Source organism: Ruegeria sp. AF1 (genome assembly GCF_056542125.1).
Genome location: NZ_JBQFZG010000002.1, coordinates 176,181 through 202,777 on the forward strand (window position 1 = coordinate 176,181; position 26,597 = coordinate 202,777).

A 26,597-nucleotide genomic window follows, 5' to 3' on the forward strand; every position below is an offset into this window, starting at 1 on the left:
AATGGGCATTTACCGAAGCAACAGACGCTTTTCTGCCTGCTGTGAGCGCAGAGTGGTACATAGCCCGCCCGGCGCGTTTCTTCGGCAACCTCCCCGGACAACCCCGCCCGGTGTGTTTCGGTTTCATACCGGCAGGTCTCCTGACTGACGGGTCTTTGTCTGTCCTGTCTTCCCAGACCGAAATGGCCCAGTGACGGAATGGACAGCGCTCGCCGCCTACAGTTGCGGGGGCAGTTCCGGTTGGCACCAAAAGGCACCTCGGATTCCCTCTTAGCCACATCGGGACCGGTAAAACGCGGGTACCTTAACACTTACTCTGCGGCAAGAAAAAACTCGGGGGTCTTTCCCATTTTCTCCCAAGGGCATGAACCTGCGCGTCTCAACATGGTGCTGACGTCAGACAAGCCGCTGAGAAGGCGCTACAATCCGCCCCGAGGACGTCGGTGTGTGATATATAGGAAAATCATGGCTGGGGTGGTAGGATTCCTTGCCGACCGATGAAACCCAAGAGCTTTTCCCACTAGCCCGAAAAACTGGGGCGGTTTCGGGGGCATTTTGCTGAGCTAAGCGACGGGCGGAATGGAGCGTCAGCGGGTCAGCACGGGCATTCGCTAAGCTCTGCGCCGGGCATTTTGACCGCTAGAACGACCGCTCACTGGCGCTTTGGGGATAGCTTACGAGACCGCCAACCTGGACCGCTGACGAGGCGATCCGGGTGCTGACGGGGGTCGCTGGTGCTGGCGGGGGCTTTGGCGGGCGTTCCAGCTAAGCGCAGCGAAGGGCTGTTGGGGAGCCCTGAACCGTCATTCGTTGAGCGTGTGGCGAACGGCAGCTCCTAGTCGATTTTGGTGACAAACTCTGTCACCGAAGAAAAACGATCAAGAGCGGAAGGCGGCTCGCGGAAACCATGCGTTGTCGAACAGAATTTCCAGAATAGCGACTTTGAACGATGGGGGCTTGCGAAATCGACCTTGTCCACTTAGCCACCGAGGCTTTCCGCATAATCATCCCAATTTTATGTTTGCAAGAATACGTCCGGGGTCAAGACAGGATTGGGTTAGCTCCAATTCGCTCAATGCTGTTGCAGCTTTTTTCGACGCCCCAAGGCCAACAACCCGAAAACGCCTCCTGCCAGTAGAGGAAACGAAGCAGGTAGCGGAACCGGGGTGACGGGTGACCACCGAGCAAAAGTAATAGTTCCGTTTGACGAATAATCTGTGGAAGCGTCAATAGCTCCTCCAGAGCTAACGAAATCGGAAAAATTGACGTTATCCCAATTTGTGAAGAAAGCGGCATCGAAGTAGTTGCCAGAGATATAGGTCCTGTACGGAATATACATCGTGCACAAGTTAAGCGGTACGTTGGTACATCCATTCGTGAGGCCGGGGTCAGTATCGAATGAGGAATTTGCGCTGTCATGAAAAAGTGCTTGAAGCGCTTGCGCCGCTAACAGAGCGTCAGTCTGATTAGAAAAATCAAAGTCGGTTTGGTCGTTGCATCCACTGAAGACTGAGATGCAAGAACCGTCTAAGAAAGTGACATCGTAAAGTGTGCCGTTGACGTTTACCCCTGTTGCTCCAAGTGAGCTGAGAGTCGCCGCTTGGCCCGCTGTGGCTGCCGATAGCCACATCACCAGCACAGAAAAATATATACGCACTGTCATAGCTCCCCCGAAAAGGCACATTTATGTTGCACTGCGTATCGATTTCCCCAACCCCAATAAGAACACACGAAGCCCCTGTAAGTCAATGACCCACGCCCGACATTGGCTCGGCTGAGGCTGTTTAGACGGCCTTTAAGATTGGGCATTTAGACAATACAAACAAATTCGTCTGAATTTTTGCGATCTCATACCACCGGCTTAATCCGCTGAGGTCGCTATTGAGAGAAGGCGCACACTCGTTTATTGCCCTTTTGAACCGGAAAACGGACATTCGCCGTAGCGCCGCTAAAGGTGGGTTTGTCCGCAACTCGGCCATTCCCACTATGAATCTGAACGTCCGCTCCCCCGTCAAAACCGAGAACTCTCCTGCATCTAAATAAAGAAACAACTGCAGGAGTTTGATCCATGAAGTACCTGTCTGCCCTCGGCGTTCTCGTCGGGGGTTTTCTTTTGCACCCACCGCCCAAGGCTGTCTTGACGACGATGCTCTGGGTGGTGTCTCGGTCTCACCCCGCTGTCTCAGCTCTGGTTCTGTTGGCGGTCCTCTGGACGTGGAAGTCCGACGATGACTGAGCTGGAGCTGAACCCCGGTGACGTCGTGGTCGTCCGCGCCTTCGATGACGTCCCTGAACATCTGTTCCGCGTGGAAGAGGTGTTCGAAGACTGCGTGACCGGCTTTGCTGTGACCGGCCCACTGGCTGGTGCCTACGGCGAACCAGATCGGGAGATGATCGTCCGGCTCGTCCCTGACGCCTAACGGCAATCCCGAAAAATCAAAACAGAAAAGGAGGAGGCCTATGTCTGCTCACATTCGCTATGCCTATCTGAAGGGCCATACGTGGTTGTTCAGACGCAACTATCCCGTTGACGTGGCTCTCGCGCTGGGCGCTCAGGCGCTGAAGCAGAGCCTCAAGACCGGGGATCGCAACACCGCCCGTGTCCGAGCCGCTGAAGTCAATGCCCGGTTTGAAACGCTGGTGGAGCAAGTTCGGGACAAGGCAGAGGAGGCCCTGTCTGCCACGGAGAGCAACGCTAACGTTCCTGATTGGGTGGACCAACCGGAATCGTCTCTCGTCCGTCTCCGGGCCACTCTGGGGGACTCTGGCACAGTTCTGGAGCAATCTGCCTTCACCCGACCCGTCGTGCCGGTAAAGGTGGCGGTCCGTGACCTGAGCCGCGCCTATCTTGCCCGGCGCAGTAGTCAATTGCGACCCAGCGGGTTCAAGTCGGTCCGATACTCCGTCGGGCTGTTCACGAGCCGATATGGTGATCGAACGGTTTGCAGCCTGACGCGGGCGGAGGGGCGAGAGTTCCTGTCAGCGATAGCTCAACTGTCTCCAATGATTGGAAAGTCGGAACGGACTCGGGGGTTAACCCTGGACCAACTCGTTACCTACTCGTCTCAGGGGTCTTTGACGATAACCGCCAGAACCCAGCGACGCATCTGGTCGCAGGTCAACCACTTCCTCGACTGGGTGGTCTATGAGGGGCATCTGGAGGCCAACCCGTTCCGGACGGTGCCCTTCGATCGCAAGGTGCGTCCTCAACCCTATGCAGTTCCGACTGACGATGAAGTGGTGGGATTGCTGGGAGCCAATGACCGAGAATTGCATTCGGTTCTGCTAACCTGCCTGCTATCAGGAATGCGAGCGGGGGAAGCGGTTGGGCTGCTCCGGGAAGACCTCGTGGCCAAGGGCAACCTCGGTTGCTTCGTGCATGTTCGACCTAACCGACTGCGACTGCTGAAGACCGACGCCGCTGAACGACTGGTTCCGGTGCATCCCGTGCTGGATGAGACGCTCCGACAGCTGCCTAGCCATGGCCCGCTGTTCCCTGACCTGACTGTCGCGCAGGTGACCAAGGGGTTCGCGAGACTGAGACGGCGGCTGGCTCTGGAACGACCGGGACTGGTGTTTCACTCGACCCGCAAGTGGTTCATTACCCAGTGCGAGCGGACAGGTGTTCCTGAGCACTTCACAGCCTCTCTGGTCGGCCATAAATCTGCGCGGTCGGAGAATGGGATCACCTACGGCATCTACTCGGCAGGCATCAGTGACGAGCAACGTCGGTCGATCGTTGACCAGATACGGCTCCCCGCATGAGTTTCCCGGACATTGACGCGTTTGAGGAGCGAGCGGCCATCGCTGAATACGATGGTGGCTGCTCTCGTCGAGAAGCTGAGAACCTCGCGGCTCGGGCTCAGGGATTCCGTGATGCCGAAGCCTACTGGCAGTGGCTGGCAGACTATGTCGTCCAGCGGCGACCACCCTCGTAAACCTATCCCTCGGCGGCCCTTAGCGGGTTGCCGGGGGTGCCCACGTTGCTTTCTTTTTTCCAAAGCGTACTATGGTTGAGGGCTGGCTGAATGACCCAGTTGCGGACTTTGTTGCCGTTCCCGGCGCTGACTGATGGGTCCGTATTCTGCGCAAAGCCGACATCGGGGCTCCACGAGTATGGACCGCAATGCGAACGCTTCCAGACATTTGCATAGGGTTCCTGCACCTACGTGACCGACCCAGATCTGGCCTTTTGGTTCGTCGCTGCGAACGGCGGCTCCTACGGTTGTTGCGAGATCCTAAAAGTCTCGACTCAGTAGCGTGGGCTCAAACGGCGACTTCCGAGGCCAAGCGACCTAGCGCGGGTCCGACGCGGCGAACTGGCTGGGCGAAAAGCCTGTCTGAGCGTTGAAGGCCCGACTGAAGTTGTTTGGGCTCGAATAACCAAGATCCAATGCGACGGCTGCAACCGACATATCGCCGTGACGCAGAAGTTCTTTGGCACGCTCTATTCGAGAGTTGTTCACGATGTCCCTGAACCGAACCCCATCCAGCATCAATCCTCGCTGCAAGGTTCGGACCCCGATATCCATGCATTCTGCGGTTCTTTCGATGGACACCGAACCCTCATAGATCTGCAGTCGCACCATGGCAGCGACCTTGTGGGGCAAAGTCTTGGGCGGGCCACCAACTCTCTCTCGAGCAATGTCCTCGATAGTCGCTTTCGGTTTGGCCTCCGTCGCGGTCGTCCGCAAAAGTTTGCTGGAAAAGACAACTCCCAATGCAGGTTGATCCCAATGGACTGGGCACCCGAAGACTTCCTCGGCGCGATCTCCTGCGGACGGTTTTGAAGTATCGATCATCAGCCGCTCCGGCGACCACGCTGGTCCAAGGTAGTGCCTGAAGACGCTGAGAAAGACGCCTACTGCCGAAAAAGCGACGTCGGAATACGCACTATGTGATCGCAGTCCGAAGCGATATCCATACCATGCACGGGCGCCGTGTGTTTGAAACTCGATCAGGTCCGCACTCGAGTGATACGAGATCGCCTTTGCAGTTCGCACGAGAGCCGCTCCGAGGTTTGGCGAGGACAAAACGTAGTCTCCCCATGCCCCGTAATCCGCGACGGTGAGATGCGGTGCCCAGAGCAGGCCGATATTCTCTTCCCCAGCGGAACGCCCGACCTCTTGAATGAATGTCGCGAGGGCGTGTTTCGGGATGTAGCCATCGCGACTTTCGATGAAGCGATGGGGCAAACCGGATCGCTTCAACGCTCGTTCAAGCGGTTTTTGCCCGCAGGTTTCAAGCGTGAATTGCGGCATCGCACCAAGCGCCTTGGCGGAGATCATGGGAGGGTCTGCTGGCATACAGGTTTGCTTAATCGTGATTCTGTCGTGAAATGATACGCCGATCTCGCAGCGATATGCCAACCTATGCTCTCGATTTGGCTATTGGCGGGAGGCGAGACGCAGATGACCATAAGTACAAATATGGCAACCAGGCAGTCTGCTCGTGGGCTGTATGCAGGCGTTGCACTTTCTATTCTGGCTGGGCCTGTTGTGGCGGAGATGTCTGAAATCGCCCGCGATACCGTTGTCCGGCGCTCCTGCGAGGCTGCGATCTGGGCGATGCCTGCCGTTGGCGTTTACGATATCGAGTTGGCGATCCAGCGCGATGCGGGGGCCGACAAAGGCGTGATCGCTTATATGAGCGAACCGATGGACAGCCGACACGGCTTCCTGACGGCCAACGACGTGACACCGTATGTATTTGGCGGTGGATACGCGGTGGATGAGCCCGTTGTCATCGATGTTCCGTCAGCCGGAGAAAAGGCGGCATTCTTTGGAACGATCACGAACGCCTGGCAGGTTCCGTTGGCAGATGTTGGCACCTCGGGCGATGATGCGGGCGAAGGCGGGAGGTACCTCATCGTGCCACCGGGATATGACGGCGACCTCCCGCAAGAGGGCTACTACATCTATCCGTCCAACACCTATGGCGTTCATTTCGCCTTCCGCCCTGTAGCAAAGGATGGTGGCACCAGCAAAGATCAGGCTGCCTACGCCCAGACCCTTCAAGTCTACCCCTTGTCCGAGGTCGACAATCCGTCGCCAACTGAATTCATCGACGTAAAGGAGAACCCGATCAACACGCTTCCCGTGTATGACATGACGTTTTTTCACGACATGAACACGGTCATCCAGCGCGAGCCGGTTCTGGAGCAGGACAAGGTCATGATGGCGATGCTGGCCTCGCTTGGTATGGTGCGCGGCGAGCCGTTTGAACCGGATGAGGAAATGCAGGCCGCGATGCTGGAAGGGCTGCAATGCGCCTATGACACCATGCAGGAGCATTTCATCACGCGCTCGGTCGTTCCGCTCTGGGAAGACCGCAAATGGGGAGTCTGGGCCTTCGCCGAGGGTCAGCCGGAAGCGGGTTTTCCTTATGTGACCGATGAAATGGTGCTGATCGATGACCGCGCGGGCGGTTCGTATTCGTGGATCACCTATCTGCCGAAGAAGCTGGGTGGCGGGACTTTCTACCTTACAGGCCTGACCGACAGCGATGGAGATATGCTGAACGGGCAAGACAGCTACAAACTCAATGTTCCCGCCGACACGCCCGCTGAGGATTTCTGGTCGGTCATCGTCTACAGCATGAAGTCCAAGGGCTTCGTCGCAGGCAATGAGCGCGTGGGCCTGGCAACGCCAAATCTGCCGGACATGCAGGTCAATGACGACGGCTCGGTTGACGTCTATTTCGCGCCAACGGCTCCGGATGGCCTCGAAAGCAACTGGATACCGACCGGCGAGGACTTCTTCTTGCTATTTCGCCTTTATGGGCCAGCGGAAGGATGGATCGAAAGCGGATGGCAACTGCCGGACGTCGAGAAAGCAAACTGATTTTCTGACAGGAGAAAAAGATGAAACGCACATTTCTTGCCGGATGCGCGGCCCTTGCCGTAACAGCGAACATGGCGCTTGCGGAAGGCGGCGATGGCCGCTTCCTAGAGAACGAAGAGTTCAACACGATCATCGGCAACTTCACCTTCGAGAAGGGATTTCCGACCGCTGAGACCACCGAACGTTTGTTCCAGATACGGACGACCTATCGGGTGATGGAAGTGATCCAGCAAAACGTCTTTGGAGCCTCGCTCTATGCGATGCGCAAGGGTTACGCAGATTTCGGTGCAGGAAAACCTAATCAGGTCATTGTGTTCAAGGACCTGATGGACGCCAAGTCCGAGTTTCTGACAGCCAACAATACAACCGTCTATGCGATGACTTTTCTCGACCTTAACACAGACGGTCCGACAGTGGTCGAAGCGCCTCCCGGCATGCTTGGTTTCTTCAACGACATGTGGATGCGCTATGTTGGCGATGTTGGAAATGCGGGGCCGGACAAGGGCGAAGGCGGCAAATTCCTCGTGCTTCCGCCGGGATACGAGGGAGACGTACCGGATGGGTACTTCGTTTTTGAATCCAAAACCTACGGGGTTTGGCTGGCGCTCAGAGCCTTCCTGGTCGATGGCACGACCGATGCAGCCAATTCGCTGTACGAGCAATTGAAGATCTACCCGCTGGCCCAAGCGGACAATCCGGAACCCACCGAACTAATCGATGGTTCAGGACAGGAAATCTGGACAGTTCATTCCGAAAATTATCACCTCCTGGAAGAGCTTGGGCACCTCGTCGAAGAAGAGCACCCGGACGCGCTGGACGGGGCGCAGAAATTTCTGCTCGCCTCCATCGGCATGGAGTTCGGCAAGCCATTCGATCCCACACCGGAAGAGAAGGCCATCCTTGAGCCAGCCGCCATGGCGGGCGCGGCGCTGCTTCGGGCCAATATGTGGAACTACGTTGGCGACGACAAATACATCTACGAGGATCGCAAATGGTGGAACCCGTTTGTTGGCGGCGTCTACACCTTTGACCCGAACGGATACCTCGACTACGACGCTCAGGCCTTTTTTGCAGCGTATGCGACAGGCGTGACACCGGCCATGGCGAGCAAAAACGTGGGTATTGGGTCGCAATATTTGTGTACCCATACCGATGGCGAAGGTGTTCCGCTCGACGGTGCGAAGACGTACAAGCTGACAGTTCCAGCTGATGTTCCTGCGAAGGATTTCTGGTCTGTCGTCGTCTACGACAGCGCAAACCGCTCGATGATGGCAACATCACAGCAATTCCCTGCGCTCAGCAGCTACGACGATTTGGCGCAGAATGAAGACGGAACGGTCGACCTCTACTTCGGCCCAAAAGCGCCAGAAGGTATGGAGTCGAACTGGGTCGAAACTGATCCGAGCAAGGGCTGGACAGCCATCGTGCGCCTGTACGGCCCGCTGGAGCCGTTCTTCGACCAGACCTGGAAGATGAACGATTTCGAACTGGTGGATTGATATTCCCTGAGACAACCATCGGGGTTTGCGGGGCGAGCAGAAATTTCTGCGCCAACGGTCAGCCACTTCATCAATGTCAACAAACGGTCGTCAGCCGGTCGGCCTACCCGCGCTCGAATTCAATAGTAGCGGTTCACTTGGCGTTGCATCTGGGTGCAATGACGCAAGATACGCACAACTGGGTGTATCATGGTTACTGCGTGTTCGGTGCGAGTGTGCCAGGTATTTGAAGCCTTACGAAGCATTGCGACCTCCCATTGATGACCTTACGTTAACCTGGATGAATGAGAGGTACTGTGAACTGGGACACAGAGCGCCAGTACAAGTTTCCGCCCCGCCCCCCACCAGCACCAGCCACCACCCGTCAGCCCCCGGAACGCCTCGTTAGCGGTCCAGTCCTGCGCCACTGGGCGGTCGAGCTAGCGGTCTCGTCAGCGCCGGTTAGCGGTTCTCTAGCGGTCTCGTAACGGGTCTCTCTAGCGGTAAAAATACCCGTCGCTTCGCTCAGCAGAATGCCCCCGAAACCGCCCCAGTTTCTCGGGCTAGTTGGAAAGTTGATAGGTTTCATCGGTCGGCAAGGATTCCTACCACCCCAGCCATATCATCAGAACATAGAATGACGACAGGCACTTGGGTCACCGATACCCGAGGAATGCCCCCGTTTATGCCCCAGTGGTTTCGGGTGTTCTGACGTCCTATTTCCTGACCTCTAGCTGGGGTTCTATGGGGGTGGGGAATAGGTATAAGTAATGAATAGAAACCGGAGGATAGAGAGACCCGAGTATCCTCGTTCCTGATTCATAATACATAGAGGGAGGAGGAGGTTATGGGGGAGATAGAGAACCCATGGTACTCGCGACCAATCGACGTTCACCGCTGGTCGGACCATCCAGAGGTGGCAGAGTTGGTCGACCGCATCTGGGACGACTACCTGCCGAGTGATCAGACGTCCGGACCGAAGCCGAAGACTGCATTCAGACATCAACTCCGAGTGCTGGTTCTGGACCTGTATGTTGCTTGGCTGGAAGACCCGGAACTGTCTATCGGCGTCTCCATGTCCTCGAACTACTGGGACATGTCTTCTCGCTATAACGCGATCCATATATCCAAGAAGATCATCCCGATCATTCACACCCTGATTGAGGCAGGACTATTGGATGTTGCCAAGGGCAGCTACTCGGGTCCTCTGGCCCGGGGGAACAGAACGACGAGGATACGAGCCTCCGAGGTCCTGCAGGGATGGTTCGCCGAAGTGGCATTCCGACGAGATGACGTTGGTCGGGTCGAAGGTGAAGAAATCATCATTCTTAGAGGCGACAAAGCAGAGGCGTTGGTTGAGTACGAGGACACCGACGAGATCATCAGAATGCGGGCTGAGCTTGAGCGCTATAACCAAGTAATTGCTGATGCTTTCATTGATATCCCTGTTTTGGATGAACCAAGGGTCGATGATGTCACCACCGATCATCATCATAAGTTCACCCGCAGGATATTCAGCCGCTCTGACTTCAACCTGAATGGGCGCTTTCATGGTGGTTGGTGGCAGCAGATCAATAGTGACTGGAGGTCGAAGATCTTCATCAATGATACGCCAGTCGTCGAAGTGGACTTCCGCAGTCTCCATGTCTCGTTGCTCAGCCTTCGAGCAGGAAAAGAACTTGATGGCGATCCCTATGAATTGCCCGACATACTGGGTGCATGGCTGCCTTCAGTGCTGCAGCGTCAATTTATTAAGCGGCTTGTACTGACAGCGATCAACGCCGGTTCCAGGGATGCCGCCTTCCGGGCGTTTCGAGACGGATACCCAACCGGCCACGCAGGCAAGACGCTGACGAACGAGCAACTGGATGCACTACTGGCTGGCTTCCTGGAAAAGACCCCTCACATCAGGGACTTTCTGTTCGCGGATCAAGGTATTCAGTTGATGAACCTTGATAGTCAGATAGCGGAGCGCATCCATCGGCACTTCTGCGATCGGGCCGTTCCAGTTCTTTCGGTGCATGACAGTTTTATCGTCGATTACACCCGAGTGGGCGAACTGAAGCGTGTGATGGCCGAGGCGTCTGCTGAAGTGGCTGGTGCACCGTTACCAACATCAAACAAGTTCTACGGGCTGGACGAACAACCCGACTCGAACGCTGACCACGTCAAAGACTACATCATTTGGCGGCAGACGGCCCGGTCTGAGGGGTATCTTCAACGGCTGGCGGACCATGAACGGAGAACCGGGCGGGAGGTGGTGCCGTTCGAAGCTCAAAATTGACGCTGCAGAAATAGGTGGGTCGGATTAACCGATAGGCGAACAACCGAAATGCGGACGGAGCGGGCACTTACTTGTTTTGATCGGGGCAGTGAATTTGTGTTAGTATCAATCCAATCATCCTTTGCTGGAAGCGAAGCAATTGAACATCGTCGAAGCGCGTACACAGAAGGAAGTTGATGATGCCGCAGCCCTAATGCGAGGCCTGTATGAAGCAAACAAATCTCTTTATTCCGACGATCTTCAAACCATCGAGGCCTACTATCGTGGGTCGTGGTTCTTTGAGGCCTCACCGAAAATTCCGACCGAGTACTGCCCCCCGCAAGGAGACGTGCTCATTGCATACTTGGATGGGAAAGCCGCTGGAACTGTGGCGATTTATCGAATGGACGACAAGCATTGCGAACTAAAGTCCATGTTTGTTGAGCCGCAATTCAGGAGTAGTGGGATTGCATCAGCTCTTTGCAGGAGAGTGATCGACCTAGCTGAGTTGCACGGCTACAGCAGCGTAAGGCTGACAACTGGGGAGCGCCAACTTCCGGCTAGGAGCTTGTATGACCGGCTAGGGTTCAAGATTGTCACGCCATGGGACGACAATCCTCCCGACGGCTATGACTATTACGAACTTAGAGTAGTCCACTAGGTTTTTTCGTTCGCTCGTACGCATTGGGCTCGAACCTGACATGCCTAGATGCCTCTCCAACCCCATTCAGCGATAGCCGTCCCAGATGCGGTCGACCAACTCTGCCACCTCTGGATGGTCCGACCAGCGGTGAACGTCGATTGGTCGCGAGTACCATGGGTTCTCTATCTCCCCCATAACCTCCTCCTCCCTCTATGTATTATGAATCAGGAACGAGGATACTCGGGTCTCTCTATCCTCCGGTTTCTATTCATTACTTATACCTATTCCCCACCCCCATAGAACCCCAGCTAGAGGTCAGGAAATAGGACGTCAGAACACCCGAAACCACTGGGGCATAAACGGGGGCATTTCTCGGAGGGTTTAGCCCCAAGTGCCTAGTCTCGTTCCATGTTCCGATGAACTGGCTGGGGTGGTAGGATTCGAACCTACGATACACGGTACCAAAAACCGCTGCCTTACCACTTGGCTACACCCCAACGGTGAGCGGCTATCTACGATTGTTGATGGCAGGGTTCAAGAGCGTTTTGCAAAAAAAGCGAGCGCCGTAAATTTTTTTTGAAGGCCCCTCATTTGGTATCGATCAACACCGCTCCGGTACGGTTGCCTTCTTGTACCAGCGCATGGGCCGCAGCGCATTCTTCCAACGTAAAGACCTTGTGAACGGGGCAGATCAGTGCGCCATCAGTCAGTGCCTTGTGTAATGTCTTTATTGCGGTGGCGCGCAAGTCCGCGGGCAGCAGGTAGATCAGAACCGCTTCGAGCGTCACGGCCTTGAACATCATGGGTCCAAAGGGAAAGACAGGTGTCATATTCCGGGCAGATCCATATGCGTTGATACGGCCGTTTTCGGCGATGACGGCAATGTTGGTGGCAAGGTTCTGTCCAAATTCGACATCGACGATTCGACCGATTGCATGCCCATCATTTGCATCGAGGATCTGATCCGAAAGGTGTTCACCGGTGTAGTCGAGCACGACATCCGCACCAGCTGCCTTGACCCGGTCAAAGTTGCGGGCGCTGGCCGTTGCGATCACTTTGGCTCCGGCCCATTTGGCAAGCTGCACAGCCAGATACCCGACGGTGCCCGCCCCGCCATGGATCAATATGGTTTGCCCGCCCGGTGCGCCGCCCGAGAACACCGCATGGCTTGCGGTTAGGCCCGGAATTCCAAGAATTGCCCCGGTTTCAAGTGACACTGTCTCGGGCAGTTCGACAGCCTGAGATTCGGGCAGGGTGATGTGGCTGGCAGCTGTACCAAATGCGCGCTGCCATTGCCCGTTCCAAATCCACACGCGCCGGCCAATCCGCGCCGCGGGTACTCCATCGCCAACCGCTGTGATGACTCCAGCCCCGTCGCTGTGCGGAACGATCAGCGGAAACGGGGGTTCCGTGACACCCGGCCGGGTTCCCGCACGGGCCTTGATATCCGAGGGGTTTACGCCGGAATAGGACAACTCGACCGTGACTTCACCTGGTTCAGGCTGGATCAGGGGAATATCCTGTATACGCAAGACATCGACAGCGTCTCCGAAGGCTGAATAAGTGACTGCGCGCATAGCGTCCTCCATTTAGGTCGAGTTAAGCGGCGATTGGGCCGGTAACTCAAACACCTTGTCGCGCTTTTTCAGGGCGATGCGCAACCGCGGATACCGGAATTCGTCTTTCGCCTATTCCCGAATTTCGGAAGGATCGACGCCCCAAAGGTTCGATTTCAATGTCCAGCCACGGTATCCGCCAGCGGTGATCCGGCACCAGTCCTGCGAACAGGTTCCAAGGCGCGCCACTACTCCGGTCTCGAAATGAGCGTTCACGGGCGAGGCTGGATCGGGGCGGGCATAAACAGGCAGCATCTCGGATTCGATCAGCACCGTTCGAACGCCAGACAACAAGGCATAGTGAACCCAGCCACCCGCGCCGTCGCGGTCCTGAACCTTGCGCCAGTTTCCGTATTCGGCGGTGACCTGCAGCGGCATGCCGCGCCGTTTGAATACCCAGTCGATTCGGTGGGTTAGGGATGGTCCGCGTCGCACGTTGCCTTCGGCTGCTTTCATCGAAACATAGCGGGGCAGGGGTAGGTTGGTGACCGAACCGCGTTTGACCTCGGCATGTGCGGCACAGACACCGAACATGACCAGAAATACGGAAACTGCCGCCAGAGATCGGCGTTTTACAGATAGAATACCACTCACTGACTGCCCGCTCTTATGCCTGTTGATCCGGTTCTGAAAAAAGGTCGACTCAATGCTATTGGGGTTCTTGTGCCCCGCCTTATACTGCGCCACGATGCCATGGCGCGCGTCCGTTTGCAAAGCAGTGGGAGAGCCGAGGTGCCAAGAGAACGTTTAAGTGTTGTTGTTACGCGACGGTTGCCTGAGGCAGTAGAAACCCGGTTAAGCGAATTGTTTAACGTGCGCCTGCGCGACGACGACACCCCAATGACGCGTGAGGAATTAGTAGCAGCGGTGCAGGATGCCGATGTGCTGGTGCCCACGGTGACCGATACCATTGATGGCGGGCTATTGGGTCAGGCGGGTGAAAAGTTGCGGCTGATCGCCAATTACGGGGCTGGTGTCGACAATATCGATGTGGCGACGGCGCGGCAGCGCGGCATATTGGTGTCCAACACGCCCGGCGTGCTGACCGACGACACGGCAGATATGACCATGGCCCTGATTCTCGCTGTGACACGGCGCATTCCCGAAGGGTTGAGCGTCATGCAGCAAGGCGACTGGACCGGGTGGGCACCCACCGCGTTTCTGGGTGGTCGCATTGGCGGGCGGCGACTGGGAATTCTGGGTATGGGCCGGATCGGACAGGCCGTGGCCCGCCGCGCCAAGGCGTTTGGTATGCAGATCCATTATCACAACCGCCGCCGATTGCGCCCAGAGATTGAGCAAGAACTGGAGGCGACCTATTGGGAAAGCCTGGATCAGATGGTGGCGCGTATGGATGTGATATCGATCAACTGCCCATCGACGCCGTCGACCTTCCATCTGATGAACGCGCGTCGACTGAAGCTAATGAAACCCTCGGCAGTGATCGTGAATACTTCGCGGGGTGAGGTTATTGACGAGAACGCTTTGACCCGGATGATCCGTACGGGGGAAATTGCGGGCGCGGGGCTGGATGTCTACGAACAGGGAACCAGTGTGAACCCGCGCTTGCGGCAATTGCCCAACGTGGTTCTACTGCCGCATATGGGGTCGGCCACGCTGGAGGGGCGGGTTGAGATGGGTGAAAAGGTTATCATCAACATCAAAACCTTCGAGGATGGCCACCGCCCGCCGGATCAGGTTGTGCCTGCGATGCTCTGACGCGTCGGAAAGGATTATGGATGGGCGTGTTTGAAGGGGGATGCCGCTGTGGAAATCTGCGCGTCAAGGCCGCGGGCCGTCCTCTTCGCGTCGGGATTTGTCATTGTCTGGACTGCCGCAAACACCATGGTGCGTTGTTCTATGCGGCAGCCATTTTTCAGGCGGATGCGGTTAGGATAATCGGCAAGGCAAAAAGCTATTCCGACCGGTACTTTTGCCCTGATTGCGGATCTCCGGTATTTGCCCGAAGCGGTGCCGAAGTCGAAGTGCATTTGGGGAGCCTTGATGCGCCTGACCAATTCACACCGACATATGAATGCTGGACCACACGGCGCGAAGCGTGGCTGCCCGAATTCACCGGAATGACCCGCTATGATCAGGATCGTCGCGCCGAAGAAACCGAACCATAACGGATATAGCGAAACTTCGTTGTGATAACACGCTGCCATGCCTGCTCGTTGCAGAGGGGGCAAAATCCTTACAGGATTGAAAGTAAAGATTGTATTGGAGGGTTAGAACAGATGAGACATGTTTCAGCACTGCTGCTTACTACCGCACTTACTATTTCGACACCGGGGTTCGCGCAGGAAACAGCCGATGCCGTTGCACCCGAGGGCGCGACAGAGGGGCAGGTTCAGGCGATGACCGATGAGGTTATTGCAGCCCTCGAAGCCAAGCTTGAGGGAGTTCCGGTCACATCCGAAAACTGGATGATAGCTGCGGCCAATCCGCTGGCGGTGGAGGCCGGGGCCAAAGTGCTGCGCGCGGGCGGGTCTGCCGCGGATGCGATGGTGGCTGTGCAGGTCGTGCTGGGGCTGGTCGAGCCGCAATCCTCTGGTCTGGGCGGGGGTGCGTTTCTGGTTTGGTACGACGCGGCCAGCGGGCAAATGACGACGCTGGACGGCCGCGAAACAGCACCGCTTGCCGCAACCCCGACGCTCTTTCAGGACGAAAACGGCGAGCCGCTGAAATTCTTCGATGCGGTGGTGGGCGGATTGTCGGTGGGTACACCGGGTACGCCTGCACTGCTGGAAGAGGCGCACCGAAGATGGGGGCGCGCGTCCTGGCCCGGGTTGTTTGCCGATGGCATCCGACTGGCGGATGAAGGGTTTCTGGTGTCCCCGCGTCTGGCCAGCCTTGTCGAAAACGATGCTGACCGCCTGTCGCGCTTTCCCGAAACAGCCGCATACTTCCTGCCTGATGGTCAGCCGTTGCAGCAGGGACAGCGTTTGATGAACCCGGATTATGCCGAAACATTGCACGTGCTGGCCAGCGAGGGCGCTGCGGGGTTTTACGGAGGTGAGATCGCTGCGGATATTGTGCGAACAGTCCGAAACGCCCCCGGAAATCCCGGCGTTCTTGCGGGGGTGGATCTGGCGCTCTACCAGGTGATCGAACGTGAACCGGTCTGTGCCGAATACCGTGCCTACGAGGTTTGCGGCATGGGCCCGCCGTCGTCGGGTGCCCTGACCGTCGGGCAGATTCTGGGGATGTTGAACAGCTATGACCTTGCAGCAATGGGCGCCGAAAGTGCCGAGGCATGGCGCCTGATCGGCGATGCTTCGCGCCTCGCCTTTGCGGATCGTGGGCGGTACATGGCAGATAGCGATTTCATACCCATGCCCACCAAGGGGCTGGTTGATCCGGGTTACTTGTCCCAGCGGGCGGCGTTGCTGGAAAGCGAAGTGGCCTTGTCCGAGGTCGCACCGGGTAAACCGGAATTTGACCATGCTTTGATTTGGGCGGACGACGTGTCGCTGGAACTGCCGTCAACCTCGCATATCTCGATCGTGGACAGCTATGGCAATGTGTTGTCGATGACGACGACGATCGAGAATGGTTTTGGGTCGCGCCTGATGACAAACGGGTTCCTGCTGAACAACGAGCTTACTGATTTCTCGTTCAAGACACACAGCGACGGTGTGCCGATTGCCAACCGGCTGGAGCCCGGCAAGCGTCCGCGCTCATCCATGAGCCCGACCATCGTGTTGCGGGATGGTGAGCCGGTTCTGGCTATCGGGTCTCCGGGCGGCAGCCGGATTATCGGCTATGTCGCCAAGTCCATAATCGCCTGGGCCGATTGGGGAATGGATGTGCAGCAAGCGGTTTCCCTACCTCATCTGGTCAACCGGTTCGGAACATATGATGTCGAGGCTGCGACTTCGGCAGAAGGTTTTACAGACGCGCTTGCTCAGCTGGGTTTCGAAGTCAACGCACGCGACCTGACTTCGGGGCTGCACGCCATCGAAATCGGTGACAGGCTGAGCGGTGGTGCCGACCCGCGCCGCGAAGGGATTGCGCTGGGCGAATAGGCCCTCGGTATTTGTGGGGATTGCCTGCTTTTAACGGGCCTTTTAGTCATAGGCTGAAAGGCCCAAAACGTTTTTGGGGCTGGGGAGGATGACAATGGTACAGGCAACCGCATTACCAAGGAATGAAGCTGGTATTGAAACCGTAATAGGCATTCTCAAGCAGCGCTTTGGCGACAGGTTGCAAACGGGTGCCGCTGTCCGTGAACAACACGGGCACACCACGACCTGGATCGAAAACCAAAGCCCCGATGCCGTGGTTTTCCCGCATTCGACGCAAGAGGTTTCGGACATCGTCAAAACTTGTGCGGCGCACCGGGTGCCAGTGATCCCGTTCGGAACAGGAACATCGCTGGAAGGGCATGTAAATGCGCCGGCGGGGGGAATCTCGGTCGATCTGACACAGATGGACAGTGTGCTTGCAGTTCATGCCGAGGATCTGGATTGTGTCGTGCAGCCCGGTGTCACGCGCGAAGCGTTGAATAAACACTTGCGCGATCTGGGCCTGTTCTTTCCGATTGATCCCGGGGCGAATGCGTCGCTGGGTGGGATGGCCGCTACCCGCGCGTCGGGCACTAATGCAGTGCGCTATGGGACGATGAAAGACAACGTTCTCAGCCTTGAAGCCGTAATGCCAGACGGTCAGATCATTCGTACCGGGCACCGGGCCAAGAAATCTTCAGCCGGCTATGATCTGGCCCGTCTTCTGATCGGGGCGGAAGGCACGTTGGGAATCATCACCGAGCTGACATTGCGGTTGCAGGGTATCCCCGAAGCGATCAGTTCGGCCCGGTGTTCCTTTCCGACCGTCGACGCCGCGTGCCGTGCGGTGATGATGACAATTCAGTACGGCATCCCGGTTGCCCGGATCGAGTTGCTGGACGAGTTGTCGGTTCAGGCCGCCAACGCCTATTCCGGGCTGAGTCTGCCGGATACACCTTTGTTGTTGCTGGAATTTCACGGCTCGGAAAGCGGTGCCGTAGAGCAGGCTGAAACCTTTGGTCAGATCGCCGAAGAGTTTGGTGGCACAGATTTTGCAGCAACTTCGACCACCGAAGAACGGAACAAACTTTGGCAGGCACGGCACGATATGTATTGGGCGTGTCTGCAATTGCGCCCCGGTGCGCGGGGCATCTCGACCGATGTCTGCGTACCGATCTCGCGTTTGGCCGAGTGTGTGACCGAAACGCAGAAAAAAGCTGCTGGCCTCGGCTTGTTGGCGCCCATCGTGGGCCATGTGGGGGACGGCAATTTCCATACGCTGCTGCTGATCGACATGGAAAACGTTGAAGAAGTTGCCAAGGCCGAGGCGTTTGTCGGCTGGCTGAACGACATGGCGATATCCATGGAAGGCACATGTACCGGTGAACATGGCATCGGGCAGGGAAAGCGGCCTTATCTGACCAGGGAACTGGGCGCCGCCACGCGGTACATGGCAGCGATCAAGGCCGCGCTGGACCCAGACAACATCATGAATCCTGGCAAGATCTTGTCGGACGACACGTAGCCGTATTCGCCTCTGTTCCGTGTTTACGCCCTCAAAACGTCCACATGTTCTGGTTTCACGGGGTTGAGGACAGAGGATGGGCGACATGAGCGCAAAATATCTGGCGAGGTTTGTAGCCATCTGCGGGTTGGCCGTTGCAGGGTTGGACTATGTTCAGCAAGCAAAAGCATCGGAAAATGGTCTGGGCATGAAGGAATATCTTGCCTCGGTATCCTCGCGTGTCGGTCTTTCTGACGGCTGGTTCGCGGCAGAGGCGCAGGCTTCGCCATCACGGGAACCGGCGGTGAAGAATCCCTCGGAAGAAATTGGCAAAATGGTCTGCGTCTCGGTCGGAACAAGCAAACGCTGTCGCTCCAGTGGTTGAGGGCAGCGGTGCGGCGAATGAAATGCGACCCGCTTTCGATATTCGGGTCGTTTTTTTCATATCACTGGTCGGATGAATGTCGCGCTATCCCCCTTAAGTACGCCATATGGTGTCAACTGATTTCAAGGGGAGACGCCCGGTTATGAAAACCCAAGTCAAAGCATTGGTCGTAGGCGGCGGCGCCGTTGGGACCTCGATTGCCTATCACCTGGCCAAAGCGGGCTGGGACGATGTGATGTTGATCGAACGGGACGAGCTGACGTCCGGGTCCACCTGGCACGCCGCGGGCCTGTTGCCGCTGTTCAACATGTCCTATGCGACGACCCATATCCACAAGTATTCGGTGGATTTCTACAAGACGCTTGAGGAAGAAACCGGCCTGAATGCAGGCTTCGCGGTTGTGGGCAACCTGCGCATGGCCCAGACGCAAGAGCGTATGGACGAATACATGCTCTATGCCTCGACCGCCGAAACCTGTGATGTGAAATACGAATGGCTGACCCCGGACCAGATCAAGGAACGCTGGCCGCTGATCGAGACATCGGATCTGAAGGGCGCGATCTATCACACCGAGGACGGTTATATTAACCCTGCCGATGTGACCCAGGCGATGGCCAAGGGGGCCCGCCAGCGCGGGGTTGAGATCGTGCGCAAGATGCAGGCTGACGCGTTCCACTGGAACGGCACGCACTGGGAAGTGACCTGCACCAAGATGGTTGAAAAGGGCGGCAACCTGGTGCCTTCCGACGAGCAGGTCGTGATCACCGCCGAACATGTTGTGACCGCGTCGGGCAACCACGCGCAGCGCACCGCCAAGATGCTGGGCATCAAGATGCCTGCCATCCCGGTGGAACATACCTTTATCGTCATGGACAAAGACCCCGAGTTGGTCAAATGGCGCGAAGCAGGCAACCCCGAGCACCCCGTTGTCCGCGATGCCGACAACGAATCCTATGCGCGTGAAGAACGCGGTGGCTGGATTCTGGGCATCTATGAACACGGCGCCCCCGCGCAGTTCGAATTCGGTGTGCCGGACAGCTTTCGCGCCGACCTGTTCCCGCTGGATCTGGACCGGATCGCCGAGCAGTACATGGCAATGGCCGAGCGCGTGCCGTCCTGTGCCGAATCCGGCCTGAAGGATGATTTCAACGGCCCGATCTGCTATACACCGGATGGCAATCCGCTGGTTGGTCCGGCTCCGGGTTTGCGTAACATGTGGCTGGCCGAGGGTTTCAGCTTTGGCATCACGGCTGCGGGCGGCACCGGTTATTATCTGGCACAGATGATGGTCGATGGCGAAGCCGAGATCGACATGGCCTCGCTGGACCCCAAGCGTTACAGCAGCAACTGGATGACCACCGAGTTCGCGGCGCGCAAGAATGAAGAGTGCTATGAGCACGTCTATATCCTTCACCACCCGGACGAAGAGCGTGAAGCCTGCCGTCCGCTGCGCACTGTTCCGGCCTATGATCGTCAGAAAGCGCGCGGTGCACAGTTCGGCTGGGTCAATGGCTGGGAACGCCCGAACTATTTCGGTCCGCTGGATGCGCCCGAGAATTTCGACAAGGAAGCACGCTCGTTCCGTCGTGGCGGCTGGTGGCAATATGCCGTCGAAGAGGCCAAGGCGATCCGCGAAGGCGTTGGCCTGATCGACGCATCGGCCTTCACCAAGCATGTCGTCAAAGGCCCCGGTGCCACCCAATTCTTGGATTGGTTCACCTGCAACAAGCTGCCCAAGGTCGGCCGTATCAACCTGACCTACGCGCTGACCTCGCATGGTACGACCCGTACCGAATACACCATCGTCCGCAATGGCGAGAACAACTACTACATCGTCTCTGCCGGTGCATGGACCGAGTACGACGCCGACTACCTGCGTAAAGCAGCCGAGGACAAGATGGGGGAGTTCGGTTACATCGAAATCCAGGACGTGACCACGCAATGGGGCGTCTTCGCTATCGCCGGACCCAAGTCGCGTGATGTTCTGAAAGAAGTCATCAAGGACGCCGACCCGGAAACCGCGCTGTCCAACAAACGCTTCCCGTGGCTGTCGGCCCGTCAGATCGAGCTGGGCATGTGCCCGGTCAACGCGATCCGCGTGGCCTATACCGGTGAGCTGGGCTGGGAACTGCACCATCCAATCGAGATGCAGAACTACCTGTTCGATTTGCTGGAAAAGGCCGGTGAGAAGCACGGCATGAAGCTGGTTGGTGCCCGTGCCCAGAACTGGCTGCGTCAGGAGAAATCTTACCGCGCCTTTGGCACCGAACTGGGCCGCGATGCGACCCCGTTGGAAGCCGACCTGCCGCGCTTTGTCGACCTGTCCAAGGACTTCCACGGCAAGGCCAAGCTGGAGGAGACCGGTGTGCGCGCCAAGTGCTGCACCTTGTTGATCGACGGTCCAGCCGATGCTGACCCGTGGGGCCGCGAGGCGCTGTACACGCCAGAAGGCGAGCGTGTAGGCCGTCTGACCTCGGGCGGCTATTCTGTCGCGTTCGAGAAGTCGATCGGGATGGGCTATGTGAAGCCTGATCTGGCAGTCGAAGGCACCAAGCTGAAGGTCAAGATGCAGGACAAGCTGTGGGATGCTGTCGTGACATGCGACAGCCCCTATGATCCGAAAAACGAAACCATCCGCAAGGACGGTTGATCAATCTAAGGCCCCGGAATTTCCGGGGCCTTTTCTGTTGGTTACGCGGATAGTTCGTCGAAACATTCCAACGCCTTGGCAGCATACATCATGGCTGGTCCACCACCCATCTGAATGGCCATACCCAAAACGTCGGACACCTCTTCGCGTGTTGCGCCTGCTTTGACCAACGCGTCGGTGTGCAGGGTAATGCAGGGCTCGCAGCGGAGCGACACCGACATGCCCAACGCTATAAATTCCTTTGTTTTATAGTCGAGCGTTCCGCCTTCCTTCACAGCCTTCCCAAGTGCGCCGAATGCGCGCGACGTGTCGGGAATGGCCCCGTTGAGATTGCGCAAACTTGTACGAGTTGCCGAGAGCTTTTCTTGCCAAGCCATTTTGAGTGCCTTTTTCATATAAGATAACGGGAATATGTGCGGGCAGTGGTAAGTTGACCTTGATCTCGATCAGTTGGCAGGGCGCTCGGAAACAAATGCAAGGTTATTTGCGGGCATGTCGATGGTTTTCAGCACGCGCAACCCTACCTGCTGGAACAGGCCAAGCATATCTTTGTCGTTCTTGTAGCCAATGTCGGGATCTTGTCCGATCAGAGCCTCGTGAAACCTTTTGTCCCCGTCGCTTGTCAATTGGCCCGAGCGTTTGAATGGGCCGTACAAAACGAACCTCCCGTTTTCAGTCAGGGACTGAGCGATTTCGGCGAAAATGGTTCTGGTATCCTGCCAACTGATCAAATGTATCAGGTTGATCAAGACGATCAGGTCCTGCGATGGGAAGCGCGCATGCCAGCCCGAATTCGTTGCGTCCAGATGTTCGGCGCTTGCCACGTTGGGTAAGGCGCTGGCATAGGCGTCGATGCTATTGCGGCGTTCAGGGTCAGGTTCGGTGGGATGCCACGTCAGATCGGGCAGCAAATCAGCAAACGCACAGACATGCTGACCGGTTCCGCTTGCAATCTCCAATGCGTGCCCGCGGCGCGGTGCCCAGTCTTGTAGCACCGCACAAAGCGCATCGGAGTTCCGCGTTGCTGCCGGGGCAACAAGTTTACCATCCTCCCCCACGTTGGCGACACTCGCAGAGGGCGGTAGATAGCGTTTGATCATCTGTTCAACCTGTTTGTGGTCAGCGATTTGACACTGTCAGGATCCAGCACCGGCGCGTTTCCGATCACAAGATCACACAACAACTGCGAAGCTGCTGGTGCTGTTTGGAAACCATACCCGCCTTGACCCGCAGACCAGATAAACGACGGGTCAATCGGGTCGGGCCCAAGCACCAAGGTTCCGTCCGGTGCGAAACTGCGCAATCCTGCCCAGTTCGTTTCGACTCGTGTTACTGCCTCGGTCATCAATTCTTCATAGCGCGCCAGACCTTCGGCCAGCACCATGTCGTCGGCATAGGCGTCCTGAGGTGGTACGGTGTCGGCTTCGCAAGGCGAAACAAGCAGCTTGCCCGCGTCTGGTTTGGCGTACCATGTTTCGCCTGTGCCCAGCATCATGGGCCATCCGGATACATCATGGCCTCCGGGGGCGGGCAGCCGCGCCATTGATCGGCGGCGAGGAGAGATGCCGATAGGTGGTACCCCGGCAAGCATGGCAATTTCGTCCACCCATGCACCGGCCGCATTCACCAAATTGCGGGCTTCGAAGATCTGCCCGGCCTCGACCAGCCAATGCCGCTCTTTTCGAATGCCGGTTACTTTGCTTTTGGTTGCAACGGTTCCCCCGTTCTTGCGAATGGTCCGCGCGAAATCCTGCAACAGACGATCAGTATCGATGTCAAATGCGGCTTCACTGATTGCCGCGAAACCCACCTTGGCCGGGTTCAGGATTGGAACGCTCGAAATCGCCTGATCCATCGAAATTCTTTCCATGTTCAGGTCTCTGCGGTCGGCTTCGAAAACTTCGCTCTGGTCAAATGAACCGATCAGCATCAGTCCGCGCGGGGTCAGGTACCCACCGTCCTGCGTGCGCAGGAATGCCGCTCCAGCCCTGTTCAGCGCCACCACGGATGGCGGACCATAGCTTTCTTCAAACAGGGCTGCCGAGCGACCCGACGCGTGATACCCCAAGGCGTCTTCGGCCTCTAAAACCATCACGGTTCCATATTGCGACAAGCGCGCTCCGGCGCTCAACCCGGCAATTCCGCCCCCGATGACGAGGAAATCGATCATTATTTGTGTTCCTTCCGCAGCAGGTTCGCCACAAGTTTTCTGGGCTTCATTTAGCTCTTTGGGTCAAGCATTTGGCATTTCGAAGATTCTCCAAAATATATGCAGCCTTGAATTTGGGCTTCAACCCGGTCAAAGAAGTATCAAAACGAACAGGAGGGCAAGGTGACCGCAGCAGATCTTCATCCAATGGCCACTGGGCACATTCCCCGATACGTCGTCGCAGCTGACGGAAGCGATTACCTTTTTTCGGCTATGGTCGTCTTCTTTGTCATTCTCGTGGTGCTGATCGGTGTTGGGTACCTGACGCTTCATTCGGTTCCGGAAAAAATGGCGCACGAGAACAACCATCCGCAATTTCAGTTGGTGGGTATTCTGGCACTGCTGGCACTATTTACACATAACGGGATATTCTGGATTGCCGCCGTACTGGTCGCAGGGTTCCAGTTTCCGGATTTTGCAACCCCGCTTAAAAACATCGCCGATGCCATTCGTTCTCTTGGACGTGCGATTGCTCCGGAACCGGTGCCCGAGGCACCTGCGCCAACCCCTGGCGTTTCAGAATCCACCGACGTTCAGGAACAAAACACATGATTGAGACTCTGCTTTGCGCCCTGATCACGGTGCTGCCCGATTATCTGTTCCGCCGGTTCGTTCAAGGCAAACGTATCGGTCACGAGATCACCCTTTTCACCATGTGGTACGAATTGCGCTGGGGTCTTACGACCTGTGCCATTCTGGCGCTGACGGTAATCACCACACTGTTTTATTTTCACCCAGCCAGCAAAACCGCAGCGTCCTATTTTCGAACCGTGACGATCCTGCCGCAACTTGGTGGTCGTGTTTCGGAAATTTTCGTTAAGAACAACGAACTGGTAACCGCTGGCCAGCCGATTTTCAGGATCGAAGATTTCAGCCAGACAGCACAGGTTCAGGCGGCAAATGCACAGATCGCACAGGTTCAGGCCTCGCTGAAAGTGGCTGAAACTGATCTGGCCGAAGCTGATGCCGGTATTGCCGGCGCCAAGGCGGCTTTGGCGCAGTCCTTGGACGATCTTGAACGAAATACGACCCTGCGCGACCAAGGTTCAAGCGCTGTCCGGCTGACCGAGATCGAGCGACTGGAAAACCTTGTTGCCGAGCGTGAGGCGCAGGTGGTTGCGGCCGAATCCAGGCGTGCGGCAGTTGAACAGCAGATCGAAGAGCTGATCCCCGCGCAACTGGCCAGCGCCATTGCACAGCTGGATGCCGCGCAGACCGAGTTGGACAAAACGCTGATTGTCGCCGGTGTTACCGGACGGGTCGAACAGTTTAGCCTGCAAGTTGGTGATTACGTGAGCCCGTTGTTGCGTCCTGCGGGCATCCTCGTTCCGTCGCATACCGGACATGACCGTTTTCAGGCTGCTTTCAACCAGCTGTCTGCTCAGGTGATCAAACCAGGTATGATCGGTGAGTTGGGCTGCATGACCAAGCCATTCACCGTAATTCCCACTGTGGTGGTCGAGGTGCAGGATGTCATACCGTCCGGCCAGATCCGTCCATCGGATGAACTGCGGGATGTGCAGAATAACACCAATCCCGGCTCGATTCTGGTCTATATGGAGCCGCTGTATAAAGGTATGGCCGATGACCTTCCTCCGGGCAGCAACTGTCTGGCCAATGTCTACACCGACAACCATGACCGTCTGGAACACGAGGATTTGGGCTTTTGGAAAGCTGCTTTCCTGCACGTGGTCGACACAATTGGCGTGGTCCATGCGGCAGGTTTGCGTTTGCGCCTGATCCTGATGCCCGTCAACACGCTGGTGCTGACCGGGCATTGATCCGGTTCCCGCAGAACAGTTCTTAACGCGCCCGGCAGGTTCCCCGCCGGGCGCTCGTATTATTAAAGCGCTGCTTTGAACAGCTGTGTCAGGTTTTCTTTGGTCAACTCAATCGGGTTCCCGCCACATGACGGGTCGATGATTGCGCCTTCGACGAGCGTTGGGATTGATGTCTCGGTAACGCCAATGTCTGCCAGCTTTCGCGGGATGCCGAGGCTGTCGTTGAATTCCTGCACAAAGGCGCGGAAGCCATCGAACCCTCCGTTGATACCCAGATAGGCGGCAGCCTGCTGGAAACGATCTGCGATGGCGGGAGCATTGAAATCCAGGACGGCGGGCATGCAGACCGCATTGGTGGTGCCGTGATGGGTGTTGAAGTGCGCGCCGACCGGGTGGCTCATGGCGTGGATCGCACCAAGACCTTTTTGGAAGGCAGTTGCGCCCATGGCAGCAGCGCTCATCATCTGGGCGCGGGCCTCAATGTCGCTGCCATCTGCGTAGGCGCGCGGAAGATATTCTTTCACCAAACGCATACCTTCCAGTGCGATGCCTTGGCTCATCGGGTGATAATGCGGGCTCGAATAGGCTTCGACACAATGCGCGAAGGCGTCCAGACCGGTGCCTGCGGTGATAAATTTGGGCATCCCAACCGTCAGTTCAGGATCGCAGATCACCACCGTCGGCAGCACCTTGGGGTGGAAAATGATCTTCTTGGCATGGGTCTCGGAATTTGTGATGACGCTGGCGCGGCCAACCTCGGAACCGGTCCCCGCAGTCGTCGGAACCGCAATGATCGGCGCGATCGCATCCGCGTCGGCACGGGTCCACCAGTCGCCGATATCCTCAAAGTCCCACACGGGCCGCGTCTGGCCGCACATGAAGGCGACCATCTTGCCCAGATCCAGCCCCGAGCCGCCGCCAAAGGCAATCACACCATCGTGCCCACCGGCCTTGTATGCCGCAACGCCTGCGTCGAGGTTTTTCTCATTCGGGTTTGGGTCCACGTCACTGAATATACCGCGGCCCAGACCAGCCGCCTCCATGATATCCAGCGTCGCCGCAGTGATTGGCAGATCGGCCAACCCCTTGTCCGTGACCAACAGGGGTTTCTTCATCCCGGCTGTGGCACAGGCTGCGGGCAGTTCCTTGATGCGCCCGGCACCAAATTTGATTGCGGTCGGATAGGACCAGTTTCCAACAAGTGACATGTCAGGTT

22 protein-coding genes, 1 tRNA gene and 1 riboswitch are annotated in these 26,597 nt (G+C 57.1%); of the genes, 14 read left to right on the forward strand and 9 right to left on the reverse strand.

The genetic code is table 11. The features are described from left to right. Positions 1-113: 113 nt before the first annotated feature. A riboswitch (cobalamin riboswitch) is annotated at positions 114-305 on the reverse strand. 767 nt (positions 306-1,072) lie between these two features. Further along, entirely contained in the window at positions 1,073-1,663 is a 591-nt protein-coding gene (locus ACR0BK_RS05415) for a VPLPA-CTERM sorting domain-containing protein (protein ID WP_480554000.1), read from the reverse strand. Between the two features lie 565 nt (positions 1,664-2,228). On the opposite strand from ACR0BK_RS05415, the gene ACR0BK_RS05420 reads away from it, so the two are divergent. Together ACR0BK_RS05420 and ACR0BK_RS05425 are read left to right on the forward strand one after the other, a co-directional pair. Beyond that, entirely contained in the window at positions 2,229-2,420 is a 192-nt protein-coding gene (locus ACR0BK_RS05420) for a hypothetical protein (RefSeq protein ID WP_480554001.1), read from the forward strand. A 40-nt stretch (positions 2,421-2,460) separates the two neighbouring features. Next, complete coding sequence (locus ACR0BK_RS05425; protein ID WP_480554002.1) at positions 2,461-3,765, forward strand: DUF6538 domain-containing protein; 1,305 nt, start codon at positions 2,461-2,463, stop codon at positions 3,763-3,765. A 530-nt stretch (positions 3,766-4,295) separates the two neighbouring features. On the opposite strand, the gene ACR0BK_RS05430 is transcribed toward ACR0BK_RS05425, so the two are convergent. Further along, positions 4,296-5,288 carry an AraC family transcriptional regulator gene (locus ACR0BK_RS05430; protein WP_480521515.1) on the reverse strand — a complete coding sequence of 331 codons (993 nt, stop codon included), beginning with the start codon at positions 5,286-5,288 and terminating at the stop codon, positions 4,296-4,298. A 219-nt stretch (positions 5,289-5,507) separates the two neighbouring features. Here ACR0BK_RS05430 and ACR0BK_RS05435 point away from each other — a divergent pair, with 219 nt between their 5' ends. From ACR0BK_RS05435 to ACR0BK_RS05450, 4 genes are all read left to right on the forward strand, one after another. Next, positions 5,508-6,842, forward strand: coding sequence for a DUF1214 domain-containing protein (locus ACR0BK_RS05435; protein WP_480547700.1), 1,335 nt, complete (start codon positions 5,508-5,510; stop codon positions 6,840-6,842). A gap of 71 nt (positions 6,843-6,913) precedes the next feature. Next, positions 6,914-8,341: a DUF1254 domain-containing protein gene (locus tag ACR0BK_RS05440; protein ID WP_480521519.1), complete on the forward strand. Its 1,428-nt coding sequence runs from the start codon at positions 6,914-6,916 to the stop codon at positions 8,339-8,341. Between the two features lie 826 nt (positions 8,342-9,167). Next, positions 9,168-10,604 (forward strand): hypothetical protein, encoded by a 1,437-nt coding sequence (locus ACR0BK_RS05445; protein WP_480554003.1) that lies wholly within the window; start codon positions 9,168-9,170, stop codon positions 10,602-10,604. Positions 10,605-10,743: 139 nt separating this feature from the next. After that, positions 10,744-11,244 carry a GNAT family N-acetyltransferase gene (locus tag ACR0BK_RS05450; protein ID WP_480554004.1) on the forward strand — a complete coding sequence of 167 codons (501 nt, stop codon included), beginning with the start codon at positions 10,744-10,746 and terminating at the stop codon, positions 11,242-11,244. A 404-nt stretch (positions 11,245-11,648) separates the two neighbouring features. Here ACR0BK_RS05450 and ACR0BK_RS05455 read toward each other — a convergent pair. From ACR0BK_RS05455 to ACR0BK_RS05465, 3 genes are all read right to left on the reverse strand, one after another. Then, a tRNA-Gln gene (locus ACR0BK_RS05455) sits at positions 11,649-11,723 on the reverse strand. A gap of 90 nt (positions 11,724-11,813) precedes the next feature. Continuing rightward, a complete protein-coding gene (locus ACR0BK_RS05460; protein ID WP_480475677.1) occupies positions 11,814-12,803 on the reverse strand; it encodes an NADPH:quinone reductase in 990 nt (329 codons plus the stop codon). A 111-nt stretch (positions 12,804-12,914) separates the two neighbouring features. After that, entirely contained in the window at positions 12,915-13,376 is a 462-nt protein-coding gene (locus ACR0BK_RS05465) for an SH3 domain-containing protein (RefSeq protein ID WP_480554140.1), read from the reverse strand. 198 nt (positions 13,377-13,574) lie between these two features. On the opposite strand from ACR0BK_RS05465, the gene ACR0BK_RS05470 reads away from it, so the two are divergent. The 6 genes from ACR0BK_RS05470 (at position 13,575) to ACR0BK_RS05495 (ending at position 21,391) form a co-directional block, all read left to right on the forward strand. Next, positions 13,575-14,561: a 2-hydroxyacid dehydrogenase gene (locus ACR0BK_RS05470; RefSeq protein WP_480476914.1), complete on the forward strand. Its 987-nt coding sequence runs from the start codon at positions 13,575-13,577 to the stop codon at positions 14,559-14,561. A gap of 20 nt (positions 14,562-14,581) precedes the next feature. Continuing rightward, positions 14,582-14,971, forward strand: coding sequence for a GFA family protein (locus tag ACR0BK_RS05475; protein WP_480554005.1), 390 nt, complete (start codon positions 14,582-14,584; stop codon positions 14,969-14,971). A gap of 111 nt (positions 14,972-15,082) precedes the next feature. Then, complete coding sequence (ggt, locus tag ACR0BK_RS05480) at positions 15,083-16,873, forward strand: gamma-glutamyltransferase (protein WP_480554006.1); 1,791 nt, start codon at positions 15,083-15,085, stop codon at positions 16,871-16,873. 94 nt (positions 16,874-16,967) lie between these two features. Further along, positions 16,968-18,377 (forward strand): FAD-binding oxidoreductase, encoded by a 1,410-nt coding sequence (locus ACR0BK_RS05485; RefSeq protein ID WP_480554007.1) that lies wholly within the window; start codon positions 16,968-16,970, stop codon positions 18,375-18,377. An 85-nt stretch (positions 18,378-18,462) separates the two neighbouring features. Continuing rightward, the gene (locus ACR0BK_RS05490) at positions 18,463-18,741 is read left to right on the forward strand and encodes a hypothetical protein (protein WP_480516116.1); all 279 of its coding nucleotides are present in this window, start codon (positions 18,463-18,465) and stop codon (positions 18,739-18,741) included. 142 nt (positions 18,742-18,883) lie between these two features. Next, a complete protein-coding gene (locus ACR0BK_RS05495; protein ID WP_480516118.1) occupies positions 18,884-21,391 on the forward strand; it encodes a GcvT family protein in 2,508 nt (835 codons plus the stop codon). 41 nt (positions 21,392-21,432) lie between these two features. On the opposite strand, the gene ACR0BK_RS05500 is transcribed toward ACR0BK_RS05495, so the two are convergent. The 3 genes from ACR0BK_RS05500 to ACR0BK_RS05510 form a co-directional block, all read right to left on the reverse strand. Beyond that, complete coding sequence (locus ACR0BK_RS05500) at positions 21,433-21,768, reverse strand: carboxymuconolactone decarboxylase family protein (protein WP_209504659.1); 336 nt, start codon at positions 21,766-21,768, stop codon at positions 21,433-21,435. A 69-nt stretch (positions 21,769-21,837) separates the two neighbouring features. Next, positions 21,838-22,491: a DUF938 domain-containing protein gene (locus ACR0BK_RS05505; RefSeq protein ID WP_480475690.1), complete on the reverse strand. Its 654-nt coding sequence runs from the start codon at positions 22,489-22,491 to the stop codon at positions 21,838-21,840. Beyond that, positions 22,488-23,561, reverse strand: a complete 1,074-nt coding sequence (locus ACR0BK_RS05510; RefSeq protein ID WP_480554008.1) for an NAD(P)/FAD-dependent oxidoreductase — start codon at positions 23,559-23,561, stop codon at positions 22,488-22,490. Before ACR0BK_RS05510 ends, ACR0BK_RS05505 begins: the two co-directional genes overlap by 4 nt. 186 nt (positions 23,562-23,747) lie before the next feature. Here ACR0BK_RS05510 and ACR0BK_RS05515 point away from each other — a divergent pair, with 186 nt between their 5' ends. Next, positions 23,748-24,152 carry a hypothetical protein gene (locus ACR0BK_RS05515; RefSeq protein WP_480476916.1) on the forward strand — a complete coding sequence of 135 codons (405 nt, stop codon included), beginning with the start codon at positions 23,748-23,750 and terminating at the stop codon, positions 24,150-24,152. Next, the gene (locus ACR0BK_RS05520; RefSeq protein ID WP_480554009.1) at positions 24,149-25,381 is read left to right on the forward strand and encodes an HlyD family secretion protein; all 1,233 of its coding nucleotides are present in this window, start codon (positions 24,149-24,151) and stop codon (positions 25,379-25,381) included. Before ACR0BK_RS05515 ends, ACR0BK_RS05520 begins: the two co-directional genes overlap by 4 nt. A gap of 62 nt (positions 25,382-25,443) precedes the next feature. Here the strand turns inward: ACR0BK_RS05520 and ACR0BK_RS05525 are convergent, their stop codons facing one another. Then, positions 25,444-26,589: an iron-containing alcohol dehydrogenase gene (locus tag ACR0BK_RS05525; protein WP_480516124.1), complete on the reverse strand. Its 1,146-nt coding sequence runs from the start codon at positions 26,587-26,589 to the stop codon at positions 25,444-25,446. Positions 26,590-26,597: the final 8 nt, after the last annotated feature.